This window comes from Halomicrobium sp. HArcel3 (assembly GCF_058933135.1).
Window position 1 is genome coordinate 181,969 of the sequence record NZ_JBZYDN010000004.1, and the last position, 15,225, is coordinate 197,193.

General features: G+C 66.2%; 14 protein-coding genes. 3 read left to right on the forward strand and 11 right to left on the reverse strand.

The annotated features are described in order from the left end of the window. Positions 1 to 83 precede the first annotated feature (83 nt). The 9 genes from AC5FRV_RS12590 to AC5FRV_RS12630 all read right to left on the reverse strand — a co-directional run bounded on the left by AC5FRV_RS12590 (position 84) and on the right by AC5FRV_RS12630 (position 11,325). The gene (locus tag AC5FRV_RS12590; protein ID WP_493561442.1) at positions 84 to 2,255 is read right to left on the reverse strand and encodes a bacterio-opsin activator domain-containing protein; all 2,172 of its coding nucleotides are present in this window, start codon (positions 2,253 to 2,255) and stop codon (positions 84 to 86) included. Positions 2,256 to 2,446: 191 nt separating this feature from the next. Beyond that, positions 2,447 to 4,372 (reverse strand): acetate--CoA ligase, encoded by a 1,926-nt coding sequence (gene acs, locus AC5FRV_RS12595; protein ID WP_493561443.1) that lies wholly within the window; start codon positions 4,370 to 4,372, stop codon positions 2,447 to 2,449. 138 nt (positions 4,373 to 4,510) lie between these two features. After that, positions 4,511 to 5,191, reverse strand: coding sequence for a phosphate signaling complex protein PhoU (gene phoU / locus AC5FRV_RS12600; RefSeq protein WP_493561444.1), 681 nt, complete (start codon positions 5,189 to 5,191; stop codon positions 4,511 to 4,513). A gap of 58 nt (positions 5,192 to 5,249) precedes the next feature. Further along, complete coding sequence (locus AC5FRV_RS12605) at positions 5,250 to 5,930, reverse strand: HAD family hydrolase (protein WP_493561445.1); 681 nt, start codon at positions 5,928 to 5,930, stop codon at positions 5,250 to 5,252. Positions 5,931 to 6,092: 162 nt separating this feature from the next. Then, positions 6,093 to 6,500 (reverse strand): hypothetical protein, encoded by a 408-nt coding sequence (locus tag AC5FRV_RS12610; protein ID WP_493561446.1) that lies wholly within the window; start codon positions 6,498 to 6,500, stop codon positions 6,093 to 6,095. A gap of 197 nt (positions 6,501 to 6,697) precedes the next feature. Further along, a complete protein-coding gene (pstB, locus tag AC5FRV_RS12615) occupies positions 6,698 to 7,555 on the reverse strand; it encodes a phosphate ABC transporter ATP-binding protein PstB (protein WP_493561447.1) in 858 nt (285 codons plus the stop codon). A 4-nt stretch (positions 7,556 to 7,559) separates the two neighbouring features. Further along, positions 7,560 to 9,230, reverse strand: a complete 1,671-nt coding sequence (gene pstA / locus AC5FRV_RS12620) for a phosphate ABC transporter permease PstA (protein WP_493561448.1) — start codon at positions 9,228 to 9,230, stop codon at positions 7,560 to 7,562. A gap of 1 nt (position 9,231) precedes the next feature. Continuing rightward, the gene (gene pstC / locus AC5FRV_RS12625) at positions 9,232 to 10,203 is read right to left on the reverse strand and encodes a phosphate ABC transporter permease subunit PstC (protein WP_493561449.1); all 972 of its coding nucleotides are present in this window, start codon (positions 10,201 to 10,203) and stop codon (positions 9,232 to 9,234) included. Between the two features lie 90 nt (positions 10,204 to 10,293). Next, positions 10,294 to 11,325 carry a PstS family phosphate ABC transporter substrate-binding protein gene (locus AC5FRV_RS12630; protein ID WP_493561450.1) on the reverse strand — a complete coding sequence of 344 codons (1,032 nt, stop codon included), beginning with the start codon at positions 11,323 to 11,325 and terminating at the stop codon, positions 10,294 to 10,296. 326 nt (positions 11,326 to 11,651) lie between these two features. Between AC5FRV_RS12630 and AC5FRV_RS12635 the strand changes: the two genes are divergently transcribed. Next, on the forward strand, positions 11,652 to 12,650 hold the full coding sequence (locus tag AC5FRV_RS12635) for a PhoU domain-containing protein (protein WP_493561451.1): 999 nt from the start codon (positions 11,652 to 11,654) through the stop codon (positions 12,648 to 12,650). A 31-nt stretch (positions 12,651 to 12,681) separates the two neighbouring features. On the opposite strand, the gene AC5FRV_RS12640 is transcribed toward AC5FRV_RS12635, so the two are convergent. Both AC5FRV_RS12640 and AC5FRV_RS12645 read right to left on the reverse strand, forming a co-directional pair. Further along, on the reverse strand, positions 12,682 to 13,347 hold the full coding sequence (locus tag AC5FRV_RS12640; protein WP_493561452.1) for an HD domain-containing protein: 666 nt from the start codon (positions 13,345 to 13,347) through the stop codon (positions 12,682 to 12,684). 138 nt (positions 13,348 to 13,485) lie between these two features. Beyond that, positions 13,486 to 13,857 carry a 30S ribosomal protein S8e gene (locus AC5FRV_RS12645; RefSeq protein WP_089815089.1) on the reverse strand — a complete coding sequence of 124 codons (372 nt, stop codon included), beginning with the start codon at positions 13,855 to 13,857 and terminating at the stop codon, positions 13,486 to 13,488. 532 nt (positions 13,858 to 14,389) lie between these two features. Here AC5FRV_RS12645 and AC5FRV_RS12650 point away from each other — a divergent pair. After that, a complete protein-coding gene (locus tag AC5FRV_RS12650; protein WP_493561453.1) occupies positions 14,390 to 14,830 on the forward strand; it encodes a DUF2240 family protein in 441 nt (146 codons plus the stop codon). Then, positions 14,830 to 15,219: a DUF7993 family protein gene (locus AC5FRV_RS12655; protein WP_493561454.1), complete on the forward strand. Its 390-nt coding sequence runs from the start codon at positions 14,830 to 14,832 to the stop codon at positions 15,217 to 15,219. The genes AC5FRV_RS12650 and AC5FRV_RS12655 overlap by 1 nt, the downstream gene beginning before the upstream one ends. The last annotated feature ends 6 nt before the right edge of the window (positions 15,220 to 15,225 follow it).

Sequence of the window (15,225 nt, forward strand, 5' to 3'; positions counted from 1 at the left end):
GCGGAACATGTCGAAGGACGCTCTTAAGATGATCGTCTAAATAGCAAAAAGATCGTTACAGTAGCGGTCCGGGGGCGCCGGGATCACCGCTCGGCCTCGTCGAAGAACGCCGTCAGTAGCTTCTGCTGGGCCTTCCGGAGGTGGTTGTGGAGCGTCGGCGAGGAGACGCCGATGGAGTCGGCCAGTTCCTCGGCCGTACTCCCCCGGGGCCACTCGAAGTAGGCGGCGTGGTAGGCCGCGGTGAGCACCGACTGCTGTTTGTCCGTCAGGTCGTCCTCCAGCGAGCGACGGAACCCGTCGGCAGTCTGGACGGAGCGTTCGACCTCCTGTTTCGACAGCAACTCGGCCGTGCGGTAGGACGATTCCAGTCCGCTGAGGACGGCCCTGACGTCGGTCTTGGCCGTGAACTCCGCCTCGATGCGCTGGACGCCGTCTTCGATGACGAACTCGTTGACGTGGCCGCCCAGTTCGATGAGCGTCGTCGCCGGCTCCTCGCCGCCGATACTGAACTCCAGGAGGTACCCCTCTCCGTAGTCGCGGATCAGGCGGGCGTTCTCGACGTCCGCGACGTCGGCGGCGTAAGTCAGCGCCTCGTCGGGCGAGGCGCCCGTCATCGTCACGAAGTACAGCAGCGACTGGCCCTCGCCCGGGACGAGCCCCTCGAGTTCGAAGGTGGCGTCGAACCGCCGGGAGGCGTCGATCAGGACGGCGTCCTCGTCGCGGACCCGGAACTCCAGTTCGAGCACGCTGTCGGCCAGCAGGAGCTTCTTGCGCTCGATGTCCGTCACCGCCTGCCCGACCTGCCAGCCGAGGCCGGCCAGCACCTCTCGCTCGTCGCTCCCGAAGGCGTCGGACGCCTCGCTACCGAGCACCAGCAGACCGTGAGTCGTCTCGCCGTACGTGAGCGGGACGAACGCGACGCTGGCGACAGTGTCCCTGAGCCCGTCGAGCCGGCCGTTCCCGTCCTCGGGCACGTCGGTGCGTACCACGACTTCGTCCGTGGCGATGGCGGTCTGTCCTGGCGGGTCATCGAGGCGCGCGGTCGCGGAGACGAGCGCCCTCGCCACGTCGTCGTCCACGCCGGCCCAGGTGCGCGGCTCGACGTGGCGGTCCCCGCTCGCGCCGGTGACGAGTGCGAAGCGGTAGGCGTCGTTGGCGGCCAGGCGCTCGCAGACGCGGCGTTCGGCCTCGCCCCTGTCCGCGGCCGAGGGGAGCACCTCGTTGACCGACCGGAGGCTGGCGATGGCGTCCGCCAGTCGGCCGTTCGTCCGCTCGGTGGACGCTTCGACGGCGCCAGCGGCGCTTCCATCGGGACGGACGAACACGGTGACCGTGCCGACCGGCGCGCCGCGGTCGTCCACGACCGCGGCCGAGGACCGGAAGGCGCGAACCTCCCCGCCGTCGGCGCGGCCGAGGCTGACCCAGGAATCGTCGTCGCTCACGTGCGCGTGCGTCCGCGCTTCGTCCTCGGAGGCGTACGCGACGGCCGCGTCTCGCCCGACAAGGTCGTCGAGCGTGCGTCCGGTGAGCGCCGCGAAGCCGTCGTTGACGTACTGTATCCTGCCGTCGGGGTCCGTGACCAGTACACCGAACCCGGCCTGGTCGACGGCGCGTTCGACGTCGCATCCCGCCCAGCCGCCGGCGCCGTTCGCGAGGTCGGTCCCCTCCAGCGCGCCGAGGACGTCGCTCGCGTCGACGGAGCCGGTGTCCTGCAGGAGGCCGTCCAGGTGGTCCCAGCCGCCGACCGCCATGACTACGCACGGGTCGACGCCCTCCCCGTGGAGGAGGCGGCGGCCGTAGTACCGCCGGAGTTCGCGCGAAGAAACCGCTCCCAGTCGGGGGTCGTCAGCGGCTTCGGCGGCCCGGTCGGACACCTCGGAGACGATCATCTGGACGCGCCGCGCCGTCAGGTCGAAGACGGGCTCGTCCTCGCCAATGCCGTGTTCGTTGACGTACCGCTCCACCGCCGAGCGGACGTCAGCTGGCACGTACGCGGTCCGCTCGTCGCCCTCCTCGTCCGACAGCGCGAGGAGGTGGTGGCGCGCGTTCCGTGTCGACCGCCGTGAGAACGACGCCGGCGTGACGCGACAGATTTCGGCCGGGCGAAGTCCGACCTCCCCGCAGAGGCGGACGAACAGGGACTCGCGATACGTCTCCGCACACCGCCGGATAGCGCGGTAGTCCTCCTCGCCCACCGTAACGCCGTCCCCGCCGGCGACGTCAGTTCTGGCCGTCCCCATGAGTCTGTTTCGCACAAACACGGTACTGCGAAATAAGTCATTCGGCGCAGTGTGTCTGTAGAGGGCAAATATGACTGGAGTACGGACGCTGTGTGACGCTGGGGCGGGACATTAGTTTCGCCAGAATGCAACTCGGCGAAATGAGTTCGGTCGCCCATTCCCGCGGCCGACGCGGGGGGCAGCGCGCGGTCGACGCCGGTCGGTTGTCACTCGCCGTCGAGGGCAGATTCGATCTCGCCGACGATCTCCGGGTTCCGCAGGGCGCTCGTGTCCCCGAGCTCCTGGCCGCTGGCGATGTCCTTCAGGAGTCGCCGGAGGAGTTTCCCCGAGCGGGTCTTCGGGAGTTCGGGCGTGAACACGACGACGCCCGGCGTGGCGAAGGAGCCGATAGTCCGCTCGACGTTCGCGGCGATCCGTTCTCGCAGCCCCTCGACGCCCTGGTGACCCTCGTCGGTGCTGACGAAGGCGTGGACGGTGCTCCCTCCTCCCGGGGTCTGGACGTCGACGATGGCAGCCTCGGCAACCCCCTCGACGTCGGCGATGGCGCTCTCGAGTTCCATCGTCCCGAGGCGGTGGCCCTGGACGGTGACCGTGTCGTCGATGCGGCCCAGCACGGTCACGTAGCCGTCGTCGTCGATGCGCGCCGCGTCCTCGGTGACGTACCGCCAGTCCTCGTCGTCCGGCGCCCCGTCGGCGGCGAGGTCCAGCGGCATCCCGGGCCAGGGTTTCGTGACCGTCAGGTAGCCGCCGGTCTCCGGCGCGACGGACTCACCGGTCTCGTCGACGACCGTGGCGTCGATGCCCGGCAGCGGCGGACCGGCACTGCCGGGTTTCATCTCGTCGACGCCGGGCACCGTCGAGACGAGGATCGACCCCGTCTCGGTCTGCCACCAGGTGTCGACGATGGGACACTCGCCGTTCCCGACGTGCTCGTAGTACCACCACCAGGCGTCGGCGTTGATCGGTTCGCCGACGGTCCCGAGCAGGCGCAGCGAGGACAGGTCGTGGGAGTCCGGATGGTCGGCCCCCCACTTGATGAACGCCCGGATGGCCGTCGGCGCGGTGTAGAAGACGTCGACGGCGTTGCGCTCGATCAGTTCCCACACCCGGTCCTTCTCGGGGTGGTCGGGGACGCCCTCGTACAGCATCGTCGTCGTCCCGAGCGCGAGCGGCCCGTAGACGAGGTAGGTGTGGCCCGTGATCCAGCCGATGTCGGCCGAACACCAGTAGGTGTCGTCGGGCTTCAGGTCGAGGACGGCGTGACTGGTCCAGGCCGCGTGTGCCAGGTAGCCGCCAGTGGTGTGTCTGATCCCAGCTGGCTGACCCGTCGTCCCGGAGGTGTAGATGACGAACAGTTCGTCGTCCGCCTCGCGCGTGACGGGGTCGACTTCCGCGCCGTGGTGATCGGCGACGAGTTCGTCGTAGTCGTGGTAGCCGTCGCCGAGGTGGACCTCCTCGTCGCCGAGACGGTCGACGACGACGATGTCGCTGACCTCCTGGGACGCCATGATGCGGGCGTTGTCGGCCTTGTTCTTCTGGTGGACGGCGTTCCCCCGCCGATAGTAGCCGTCGCAGGTGACCAGCAGTTCGGAGCCGGCCCGGTCCATCCGCTCGGCCAGCGCCTGGGCGGAGAAGCCCGCGAACACGACGTTGTGCGGCGCACCGATGCGCGCACAGGCCAGCATCGCGACCGGAAGCTCCGGGATGGCGGGCATGTACAGCGTGACGACGTCGTCCTCCTCGATGCCGAGCGACCGGAGCGCCGCGGCGAACTCGTTGACCTCGTGGTAGAGGTCGAGATAGGTGTACGTCCGCGTCTCGCCGCGCTTGCCGACCCACTTGATCGCTGCCTGGTTCTTGCGCTCCGCGAGGTGCCGGTCGACGCAGTTGTACGCGGCGTTGATCCGTCCGTCGGGGAACCAGCTGACGCGCTCTCCCGTCCGGTCGAGGACCGCTTCGGCGGGCGTCTCCCAGTCGAGCAGGTCCGCGGCGCGTCGCCAGCACTCGGGCCAGGAAGCGTCGAACGCGGCGACGTCCGACTCGTCCACGTTGGCCTGCTCGACGAATGACTGTGGCGGTTCCACCGGCGTCCGGCTGGTGAATCCCGTCTCCACGACCGGGTCGTCGTCCATCTATTACCACGTACTCGCGCCGCGCCCTAATAAAATGGGCCCCGGACGCGCGCGTGACCTGGAGCGGGGCGGCACGTCGGCGAGGTGTTTGGCAGAAACGGTGGCCGTCGAGCGCGGCGGTAGCCGAATCGGCGGCGGTCAGTAGATGAGGTCCGCGTCGTTCTCGACCATGTAGAGGGTCCGGGCGGCGATGTTGACGGCGTGGTCGCCGACCCGTTCGAGGTCGCGGATCGTCAGGAGCAACCTGGAGACGTCGCCCATCAGTCGCTCGACCTCCTCCTCGGTGGCCTCGTCGGTGACCTCCCGCTCGATGAGGTCCCGGACGACGGCCTCGGAGGCCCTCTCGCAGAGCGCGTCGACCTCGTCGTCGGTCTCGGAGATCTGGTAACAGGTTTCGGCGTCCTGGTTCGCGTACCCGTCCATCGCGGCCTCGACCATCTCGATGGTGACGTCGGCGACGGTCTGGATGTCGACCTCCGGGAAGACGTCCTCCTCGGCCTCCAGCGAGTAGTCGCCGAGGTTGGTCGCCAGGTCGGCGATGCGTTCGAGGTCGGTGATGATCTTGAACGACGCCGCGATGAAGCGCAGGTCGCTCGCGACGGGTTGCTGGAGGGCCAGCAGGTCGATGCAGTCCTGTTCGAGTTCGAGGTACATCTGGTTGACCTCGTGGTCGCCCTCGATGACTTCCTGGGCGAGGGCCTCGTCTTTCTGTTCGAGGGCGTCCAGCCCCAGGCGGAGCCGTTCGAGGACGACTTCGGACATGTAGAGGACGTCCTCTCTGAGGTCGTCTAGCTTGTCCTGGTACGATTCGCGTGGCATACCTGAAGTGCGGCTGACGGGCGTATCAGCCTTTCCCTGGCCCCAAGTTTCCCCTCTATTACTCCCCGGCCGCACGGGCGCTCGCCACCGCGTCGACGAGCCCCCGGAGGTCGGCGAACTCGTGCGTCGGCTCGACGGAGAGGGTCAGGTCGCGGCGGTGCTCGCGCCGGAGGAACGCCGAGTCGATCCCGGCGCGCTCAGCGGCGACGAGGTCCTTTTCGCTGTCGCCGACGTACAGCGCGTCGGTCGTTGCCAGTTCCGCCAGCGCTCGGTCGATGTAGTGCGGGTCCGGCTTCTTCCGTTTCGCGCCCTCGACCGTCGGGTCCCGGCCGTAGTACGTCTCGAACTGTGCGTCGAGTCCGTGGTGGTCGACGATGAACTCGATCGTCTCGTGCTGGTTGTTGCTGACGATGGCCAGCGTGTGGTCCAGTTCGCCGAGTGCCGCGACGTCGTCGTAGAGGGCCTTCGACCCCGCCCGGATCTCCTCGCGCTGGATCGCGACGGCGGCCGCCTCGCGCCGACGCCACCACTTGTCCGGATCAAGCCCGTGCGTCTCCCGCACGTCGTCGAAGGGCAGGTCGTCCTCCTCCACGGCCCGCCGGACGAGTGCCTCCTCGGCGACGACGTCGAAGTGCTCGAAGCTCCGGTGGACGGCCTCGTACAGCCGCTCGCGGTCGGTCGGCTCGATCAGTACCCCGTCGTTGTCGAAGACGATGGCGTCGTAGTCAGTCGAAATCATGAACTTCGCCTCGAACGTGACTCCCGTTACCGTCGAACCGATCGTTCTCGACGGTCATACCTTCTCCGGAGTTACGAACTGGTTCATCCCCCGTCGTGAAACCGCTTCGAAAACGGTACTGCAACCGCGTCCGTGTCGTTCGGGCCGATACCGCAGGGACGGCTACTGCTCGGCCAGCCACTCGACTGCCTTCGATTGCGAGCCGAACGTGCGGTACTCGTAGGCTGGATCGATCGAGTTCAGCTTCTCTTCGATCCGTTCCATATCGCCCTTGGAGATGACCGAATCCGCGTAGACGCCGGCTCCCGCCCGGACTCCCTGGTCGATCAGGTTCGGAACCCACGTCTTTCCGAGCCACTGCTTGTCATCGTCGTTGTGTGCGGCGATCTCTTCGGTGTTGACGAGATACCGTTCGGCGTTCTCTTCCTCGATGATTTCGGCCCATCTTCGGGCGACCGCTCGAAGGTCCTCTCCCGACACGTACTTGTTGTACGTGAAGAGGGGAATCCCGTGCTTGCCGTCGATCTCTGCCGTGTACTCGTCAGTTTGCTCGATTGTTTCGGTCGGCATACGTCTGGCTATCTCTACACCGCTCCATTATGCGTTCCGGGCCATTTATCAAATTCGATACGACGATCGTCGTATTATTCGTGACGAACGTGCCGATTCGCGGCAACGATCTGATCGGTGGTCGACTGGTCACAAAAACTGAGCTATCGGAAACACGGGTCAGCCGTCGCAGAAACCTGTCCCGTCGCCGGGCGTCGCTAGCCGAACTTGCCGGTGATGTAGTCCTCGACGCGCTCGCTCTCGGGGTTCTCGAAGATCTCGTTCGTGTTCCCGAACTCGACGAGTTCGCCACCGGTGAGGAACACGGCCGTCTTGTCCGAGATGCGCGCGGCCTGCTGCATGTTGTGCGTGACGATGACGACGGTGAACTCCTCGGCGAGTTCCTCGATGAGGTCTTCGATCTGCGAGGTGGCGATGGGGTCGAGCGCGGACGCGGGTTCGTCCATCAGGATGACCTCCGGGTCGACGGCGATGGCGCGGGCGATGCAGAGTCGCTGCTGTTGCCCGCCGGAGAGGTCGAGGGCGGACTCGTCGAGCCGGTCTTTCACCTCGTCCCACAGCGCCGCCCGCTTGAGGGCCTGTTCGACCTTCTGGTCGAGGTTCTCGGTCTTGTCCTGGATCTTCAGCCCGTAGGCGACGTTGTCGTAGATGGACTTGGGGAAGGGGTTGGGGTGCTGGAACACCATGCCGATGCGCCGGCGGAGCGCGACCGGGTCGACGTCGTCGTCGTAGACGTTCTTCCCCTCGAACAGTAACTCCCCTTCGACGCGGGCGATGTCGATGAGGTCGTTCATGCGGTTGATACAGCGCAGGAACGTCGACTTGCCACAGCCGGAGGGACCGATCATCGCGGTGACCTGCCGGGCCGGAATTTCGAGGTCGATCGACTGGAGGGCCTGCGTGTCGCCGTAGAAGACGTCCAGATCCTGCGATTCGATGACGGTGCGGACCTGACTCTCGTCCGGGACGTCGCCGTCGGCGTCGTCGGTGGACACGTCGGTCGAAATCAGTTTCTCGCTGTCCGTCTCGGGGTCTTGGGTCACGTCCTTGGACATGGGTTTATGTACTCCGTTCGTAGCGGTTGCGCACGAAAATCGCGACCGAGTTCATGGCGAGCAACACCGCCAGCAGCGTGATGACGCCGGCCGGGACGACGCCGTGCCGGAAGCCGGGGTCCGGGTAGAACGCCCAGCCGTATATCTGCATGGGCATCGCCGTCACCCGGCTGAAGACGCCGTCGGGCGCCCAGGTGACGAAACTCGCGATGCCGATCAGGATCAGCGGCGCGGTCTCGCCGATAGCCCGGCCGAGCGCAAGTATCGTCCCCGTCAGGATGCCCGGCAGGGCCTCCGGCAGGACGACCGTCTTGATGACCTGCCACCGCGTCGCCCCCATGCCGTAGCCCGCCTGGCGCATGTCGTCCGGTACCGACCGGATCGCCTCCTGGGCAGAGATGATGACGATTGGGAGGATGAGCAGCGATAGCGTCAGCGCGGCGACGATGACCGTCCCGGCCCCCATCCCCAGCAGCCGCAGGAACAGGGCGAGGCCGAGCAGTCCGTAGACGACCGACGGGACGCCGGCGAGGTTCGAGATGTTCACCTGGATGAAGCGGGTCACCTTGCCGACCGGTCCGCTCGAAGAGGCGTACTCCTCGAGGAAGACCGCGGCGCCGACCCCGAAGACCACGGTGAACACGGCCACGAGCACGATGATGAACACCGACCCGATTATGGCGGGGTAGAGGCCCGCGTCGGCCGGCGTCGCCGAGGCAGAACTCGTCAGGAGCTGCCAGTCGAACCAGGGCTCGGGCCGGGCTACCCCGAGGACGTCGACGACGAACCTGCCGGCGAACAGGCCGGCGAGGACGACGAGCGGGAATGCGAGCCCGAGTCGGCTGTCCGAGTCGGCAGCGTTGAGGGCGACGTAGACGCCGAGGGGGGTGAGAAATCCGACGACGACCAGGAGCCAGGACCCTCGCGAGACGGCCGGAACGGTGTCGACGAGGGGGACCGCGGCGAACGTGCCCAGGACGAGGGCGACGGCGAGCGAGTGGCCCCGGCGGTCGTTCGACCGCGACGCGACGTACCTGTCCGCGAGGACGACGGCGGGGACGAGGACCGTGAGGAAGTAGACCCCCGGCGTCCCCAGCAGGATCGCGGCCTGGAGGAGGAGTTCTTCGGGCATCGTGACGAGGTCGAACGGACTCGCCAGTTGCTGGCCGAACACGAGCAGCAGGTCGTCGATCGCCGTCAGGACGGCACCGACGAACAGCCACACGCCGGCGGCCGTCCCGGCCCAGACCGCGGAGTCGTCGACGTATCGGGCGTAGCCCAGTAGCGCGAGCGTCGGGCCGAGGATGAACAGCGAGTGGGCGAACCACACGTCCGGGCCGACGATAATCGAGAGGACGACGACGAGCGCCAGCGCGACGAGCGTCCCACCGAGTATCACCGACAGGACACCGCTGATCGACGAACGCACCGTCGACCGGTCGCGGACGTACCAGAGGAATCCGGCCGAGGGGGCGACCATCGTGAGCAGGAAGACGACGTACCAGGCGGGGGCGGCCGCGTCGAGGCCGAACGCGTCGTAGCTGACGTAGGAGAGCAGGATGGCCAGCGAGACGATGCCGAGCAGCGACGCGGCCAGCGTGAGGTACTCGAAGACGACGCCCTTGACCCGGCTGACCTGTCCGAACCCGTCGTCCGTCGTGGTGTCGGTAGCCATCTCAGTACTCCTCCCTGTAGCGCTGTGCGACGAGGTCGCTGATGAGGTTCATGATCAGGGTGATGGCGAACAGCGTCAGTCCGATGGCGAAGAGGCTCTGGTAGGCCAGCGACTGGGTCGCGATGTCGCCCACCGCGAGGTTGACGATGGCGACGGTCATCGTCATCCCCGGTTCGAGGAACTGGTCGAACAGGGACGTCGGTGAGACGAATGGAAGCCCGCCGATTGAACTGGTCTCCGGCAGGTTCGCCTTTGCCCCGACGATGATGACGACGGCCATCGTCTCGCCGATAGCCCGCGAGATGGCGAGGATGAACGAGGAGACGATGCCCGAGACGGCGGAGGGAACCACGACGGTCGTGGAGACCTCGAACTTCGTGGCCCCGAGCCCGTAACTCGCGTTGCGAAGCGAGTCGGGCACGGAACTCATCGCGTCCTCGCTGATGGAGGAGACCATGGGGATGATCATGATGCCGACGATGATCGACCCGGAGAGAATGTTGAACGTCGAGATAGAGGGGAAGATAACGGAGAGGGCGGGGGTCAGATAGACGAGACCGAGAAACCCGTAGACGACGGTGGGGATGCCGGCCAGCACTTCGAGCGCGGGTTTGAGTATCGACCGCACGCGCGGGCTGGCGTACTCGGAGAGGTAGATGGCCGTCAGGAGGCCGACCGGGAGCGCGAGCGCCGCGGCCCCGAGCGTGACCATCACCGTCCCGAACACGAGCGGGAGCACGCCGTACTCGACCGGTCGGATGGTCGGACTCCAGCGCGTTCCCGTGAGGAAGTCGAGAACCGGCACCTCGGCGAAGAAGCCCAGTGCTTCGGTCAGGAGTGCGATGACGATCGCGAGCGTGGTCAGGACGGAGAGGAGCGCGCAGACGAAAAAGAGCGCGTGATAGAGGCGTTCGCGGACGGTCTGGAATCCCCGGCCGCCCGACAGGTCCGGCGTTTGCGCCTCGTCACTCATCTTGATGGGTCTTTCACGCACTGTTTGAAAAATGGCTCGGGTTCGTTACGTAGCGGGTACATAGTGTGAGCTGAACCGCGCGGCGTCGGGCTATTCGCTCGAACCGATGAACTCGTTGAGCTGGTCGAGTTGCGTCTGCATCTCCTCCTGGCTGTTCGGGACGTACCCGACAGTTTCGGCGACGAGTTTCTCGTCGGCGCTCCGTTCGACGAAGTACCGGGCGAACTCCGCGACGTGTTCCTCCTGGAGGGCCGACTTCGCGGGATAGGTGAACAGCGGCCGCGATAGCGGCGCGTACTCCCCGCTCTTCGCCGTCTCCAGCGACGGTTCGACGCAGCCGTCGCCGTTGTCGATGGCGAGGGCCGTGACCTGGTCGGGGTTGTTGTAGTAGAACGAGAAGCCGAAGTAGCCGATGGCGTACTTGCTGCCGGTGACGCCCTGGACGATGATGTTGTCCTTCTCCGTCGGCTGGTAGTCGCTCGTGTGAGCGCCGGCTTCCCCCATAATCTCCTCGCTGAAGTAGTCAAAGGTACCGGAAGTGTCGGCGGGACCGTAGCGCTCGATGTTCTCGTCCGGCCAGTCGGAGTTGACGTCGCTCCACTTGGTCGCGGCGTCCGGGCCCCAGATCTGTTCGAGCTGTTCCGGCGTCGCGCAATCGATCCAGTCGTTCTCGTTGTTGACGATGACGGTGAGTGCGTCCGTGGCGACTTTCACTTCGTGCCACTCGACGCCGTTTTCCTCACAGAGTCCCTCTTCGGACTCCTTGATCGGCCGCGATGCGTTGTTGAACTGGGTGTCGCCGGTACAGAAGAAGTTGCTGAACCCGCCACCCGAACCCGTGGACTGGACGCTGATCTGGACGTCGCCGTGTTGCTCCATGAAGTCCTCCGCCACCGCTTCCGCCAGCGGATAGACGGTACTGGATCCCGAGATGGAGATATTCCCGGAGAGCTGTCCGTTCCCCGACCCGCCGCCCGTCGAGCCGCCGTTACCGTCACCGTTGGCGTTCTCTCCGCCGGAGTCGGCCTGCTCCGTACACCCGGCGATTGCCACGGCGCCAGCGGCCCCGGCACCGGCGATAAACGAACGGCGCGACAGCGCGTCGGTCTCGTCCTGTGTCATCGTCCGATCGGTACTTTCGGGTAAGTAAATACTCTACTATGAATTCTATGGATAGATACAAAGTCTATATAGACAAACGTTTGTGACAGATGAGCACCCTCCGGTATTGCTCCGTCCGTACTGGCTGCTGCCACTGGAACGAGTAGATGCGAGGTCTGTGCACACCTTGAGCGTACGGATCACTTTTTCCACAGGGAAGACCGGCTGTGCCCAATTTCCGTACCGGTTCTCGTCTATGCGTGGCCGGCTACACGGTCGATACCGAGAGTGAAGTAATGTATATAGATTTAGAATGATTTATGGTGTTTTGAGCGTCACACTTCGACATGGAGACCCGCAAGGTCCAGGTGACGGGTGGTTCGACGTACACCGTCTCCCTGCCGAAGGAGTGGGCGACGGAGAACGACGTCAGCGCCGGGAGCATCGTCGAGTTCCACGACGAGGCGGACCTGCTGTTGCTCTCGCCTCGCAGTGACGACGACCACGTCGAGGGGACCCTCGACATCGCGGGCCTGGAGGAGGAACACGAACTTACCCGCGCCGTGATGACGATGTACGTCAGCGGCTTCGACGTCATCAGGCTCGAAACCACGCGGATCACGCCGACGCAACGCCGCGTTATCAGGGACGCGACCCAGGGACTCGTCGGCCTGGAGGTCATCGAGGAGACCGCCGACCACGTCGTCCTCCAGGACCTGCTCGACTCCTCGGAGCTGTCGGTCCACAACGCCATCACGCGCATGCGCCTGGTCGCGCTCACGATGCTCGACGACGCCGTCGAGGCGCTCATCGAGGACGACGACGAACTCGCCAACGACGTCATCCAGCGCGACGACGACGTCGACCGCCTCTGGTACATGGTCTCGCGCGTGTTCCGGACGGTTCTCCGGAACCCGACGGCCGCCAACGAGATCGGCTTCCCCAGAGAGACCGTCTTCGACTACCAGTCCAGCGCCCGCCAGCTCGAACGCATCGCCGACCACGCGACGAAGGTAGCGAACCTCGCCCTCGAACTCGACGAGATCACCGGCGAGACGGCCAGCCTCCTCCGGGAACTCCGCGAGGAGGCGGTGTACGTCCCCGAGACCGCGATGGACGCGCTCCTGGCCGAGGACTCCGACGAGGCCGTCGAACTCGCCAACGAGGCCCGACGGAGCATCCGCGACCTCGACGACACCGCCCGTGAGGTGGACAAGGAGGTCCGCGAGTCGGACCCCCAGAGCGCGCAGGTGCTCGGCCTCGTCGTCGACTCGCTCTCCCGGACCGCCGACTACGGCGGCAACATCGCCGAGAGCGCCCTCCAGCAGGCCGCGCCCAGTCCCTGAGCGGCCACCGGATCGTCCACGCGACGGACCGTTACCGTTCCGCACCCGCGCCGATTTCGCGCTCGAACCGGGCGAAGAAGTCGTCCATAAACTGGCGTCGGTCCTTCCCGAGCCGTCGTCCCGGTTCCGTGTACAGCGCTTCCAGCCGTTCGGTGGTCCACTCGCGGAGGATCGAGACGTCCAGCCGGTCCGTCGTCTCCACGCCGTGAACCGACGCGTCGTCGATCGCGGCGTACGCCTCTCCCGTTCTCCCCGACCGCTCGCCGACGATACAGGCCAGTCGAACGATTCCGGTGGCCCCGCTGGCGTCCAGCTTGTCAGCGTCGAACAGCAACTCGGCCTCTGGCGTCGTCGGCTCCGGCGAACTGGCGCGGATGCTGTGCGAGCGGAGGCAGTGCTGGACCGCCTCGATCTGGTCGGTCGCCACTCCCTCGGTTTCGAGCAGGTCCGCCGCTTCGACGGCAGCCCACTCGCCGTGGTCGTCGACCTCGCCGGTTCGCTCGCGCGGCCGACCGATGTCGTGGAGCCAGGCCGCCGCCGAGAGCACGTCCGTTTCCACGGTCTGTTCGTACTCCTCGGCCAGGCGCAACGCCAGGTCACGCACTCGCTTCGCGTGGAACCGGTCGTGTGCAGGGAGGGCGTCTTCGTAGTACGGTAGCGAGAGCGTCCGGGCCAGGGGACCAAGCGATTCGGTCATGAGAGCCCGGAACTGCCAGTCCGTGGGCCAAAGTGGTTGTGGAACTGTCGATCGGTCGAACTGATCGGCGGACCGAATCTCGACCGCGCCGGCGCTATCGCTCGCCAATCTCGAAAACCGCAGAGAAAGCGTCTCGCTCTATTCGACCGCGACGGCGTTGACCTGCCCGTCCTGGCCCGGTCGCGAGGTCACGCGGGCGCGACCTTCGCTCGTCTCCAGCACTGCGCCCTTGGTGATGATGTTTCGTCGCGCGTAGTTGGGGTTCGAGGGGTTCTCCGCGACGTTGTCGATGGTGGCCTCGACGACCTCGCCGCCGTCGGCGACGCTCGCGACGTCGGTTGTGACGGCGCGGAACTTGGTCGTGTTCCCCTGCGTGTCGACGACCTTCAGCTTCTGTTCGCCGACCTGGGTCTCGGTGGACTCGTTGCCGAGTTCGTACTTCTTCTTCTTTCGGAACGGTCGCAGTCGCCCACCTGTTCGCTTCCGCGTCGAGCGTCCGTGGTCTTTCATATGCGTGTGAATTGGCCAGGCGATACTTGAACCGTTCGATGCGAGTCCGATCACGTGGGACCTGTACGGTTCTCGAGAACGATGCTCACGATACCGCAAACACCCAGAAAGCCCCGGCTGTCTGCGCTCCCGCGGCTCGCTGTCGTCCGAAAATCGGAGATTTTCGTGATGACGAGAGAGCTTCGCTCTCTCGAACCACGCGCGCTCACTCCGTTCCCGTGCTTACTTCGCCGGGGTTCGCGCAGACAGCCGCCCCTTTCAGTCCCGCCCGATGTAGCAAACCAGGCGGGCGGGACTGAAAGGGGCCGGGCGCTGAGCGAGCGAGGACCCCCAAGCACGGCCGAAGGCCGCGCGCAGGGTGGTCCGCAGCCGTTCAGCGTCCGGGGGCTTTCTGGGTGTTTGCGGTTGTAGGTGCATCGTCGTTCGCGGTCGGAACTCCAGTGCCGTCCACGACTCGTCGAACTCACACTGTAGAGACACGAACGTATCCTAGTCGAAATCCTCATGCCGGGCCCGGAACCACCCACAGTCGATGAGTTTGCGCACCGCTGTCGCCGCGCCGTTCCGGACGCGGGGCAGCGACCGCATGGGGGAAAGCGAGTTCGTGGTGGCGCTGTCGCTGGACCGGGACTGGTTCTCGCCCGACCAGGCCAAGCGCCTCGTCGACGTCGCGGCGAGCGAGGGGCTGCTGGAACGCGACGACGACGAACTCGTGGTCGAGTTCGCGGCCGACGAGGTGCAGATTCCGGAGGGCTTCGTCCCCAAGGAGGACGTCCTGCGGGAGCGCTCGACGTTCGAGCGCGTGCTCGACGCCGTCGTCGAGACGGGAATCGAGAAACAGGAGGCGGTGGCGGAGATCAACCGCCTCCAGAGTACGCTCGGCGTGACGCTGGAGGCCGCGGCGGTCGTCTACGCCCGGCGACGCGGCGTCGACGTGGCGGAGTTCGCCGAGCGCGCGCGAGGTGACCTCTGATGGTCGAGGACCGGATCACCGACGGCAAACGGATCGCCCAGTTGCTCGCGTCCGAACTGACCGGGCTCTCGACGGGCCCCGTCGCGCGCCTCGGCGTCGACGACGCAGACCCGGACGCCGAACCGTCCCCCGAGGGGAGCTTCGCCTACGATATCGTTCTGGACGGCCAGCGCGTCGGGTCGGTGTTCGTCCACGAGGAGACCGCACGCGTGGACCTCTCGGTCGGCGATGGGGCGGCAGATGAATTCGAAGTCGGGGGGACGACCACCGACGGACTCTCCCTTTCGACGAACAGCGAGGACCACCTCCGCATTCACGTCGAGTACGGGGCGGCCGTCAAACGGACCGTCGACCTGCTGGTCGACGTGCTGGACGAGCAGTCCGGATAAAACCTC

Bases quoted from the DNA above. Each gene is read 5' to 3' on its own strand.
- acs (WP_493561443.1), bottom strand. From the start codon at position 4,372: ATGGACGACGACCCGGTCGTGGAGACGGGATTCACCAGCCGGACGCCG.
- phoU (WP_493561444.1), bottom strand. From the start codon at position 5,191: ATGCCACGCGAATCGTACCAGGACAAGCTAGACGACCTCAGAGAGGAC.
- AC5FRV_RS12605 (WP_493561445.1), bottom strand. From the start codon at position 5,930: ATGATTTCGACTGACTACGACGCCATCGTCTTCGACAACGACGGGGTA.
- AC5FRV_RS12610 (WP_493561446.1), bottom strand. From the start codon at position 6,500: ATGCCGACCGAAACAATCGAGCAAACTGACGAGTACACGGCAGAGATC.
- pstB (WP_493561447.1), bottom strand. From the start codon at position 7,555: ATGTCCAAGGACGTGACCCAAGACCCCGAGACGGACAGCGAGAAACTG.
- pstA (WP_493561448.1), bottom strand. From the start codon at position 9,230: ATGGCTACCGACACCACGACGGACGACGGGTTCGGACAGGTCAGCCGG.
- pstC (WP_493561449.1), bottom strand. From the start codon at position 10,203: ATGAGTGACGAGGCGCAAACGCCGGACCTGTCGGGCGGCCGGGGATTC.
- AC5FRV_RS12630 (WP_493561450.1), bottom strand. From the start codon at position 11,325: ATGACACAGGACGAGACCGACGCGCTGTCGCGCCGTTCGTTTATCGCC.
- AC5FRV_RS12635 (WP_493561451.1), top strand. From the start codon at position 11,652: ATGGAGACCCGCAAGGTCCAGGTGACGGGTGGTTCGACGTACACCGTC.
- AC5FRV_RS12640 (WP_493561452.1), bottom strand. From the start codon at position 13,347: ATGACCGAATCGCTTGGTCCCCTGGCCCGGACGCTCTCGCTACCGTAC.
- AC5FRV_RS12645 (WP_089815089.1), bottom strand. From the start codon at position 13,857: ATGAAAGACCACGGACGCTCGACGCGGAAGCGAACAGGTGGGCGACTG.
- AC5FRV_RS12650 (WP_493561453.1), top strand. From the start codon at position 14,390: ATGAGTTTGCGCACCGCTGTCGCCGCGCCGTTCCGGACGCGGGGCAGC.
- AC5FRV_RS12655 (WP_493561454.1), top strand. From the start codon at position 14,830: ATGGTCGAGGACCGGATCACCGACGGCAAACGGATCGCCCAGTTGCTC.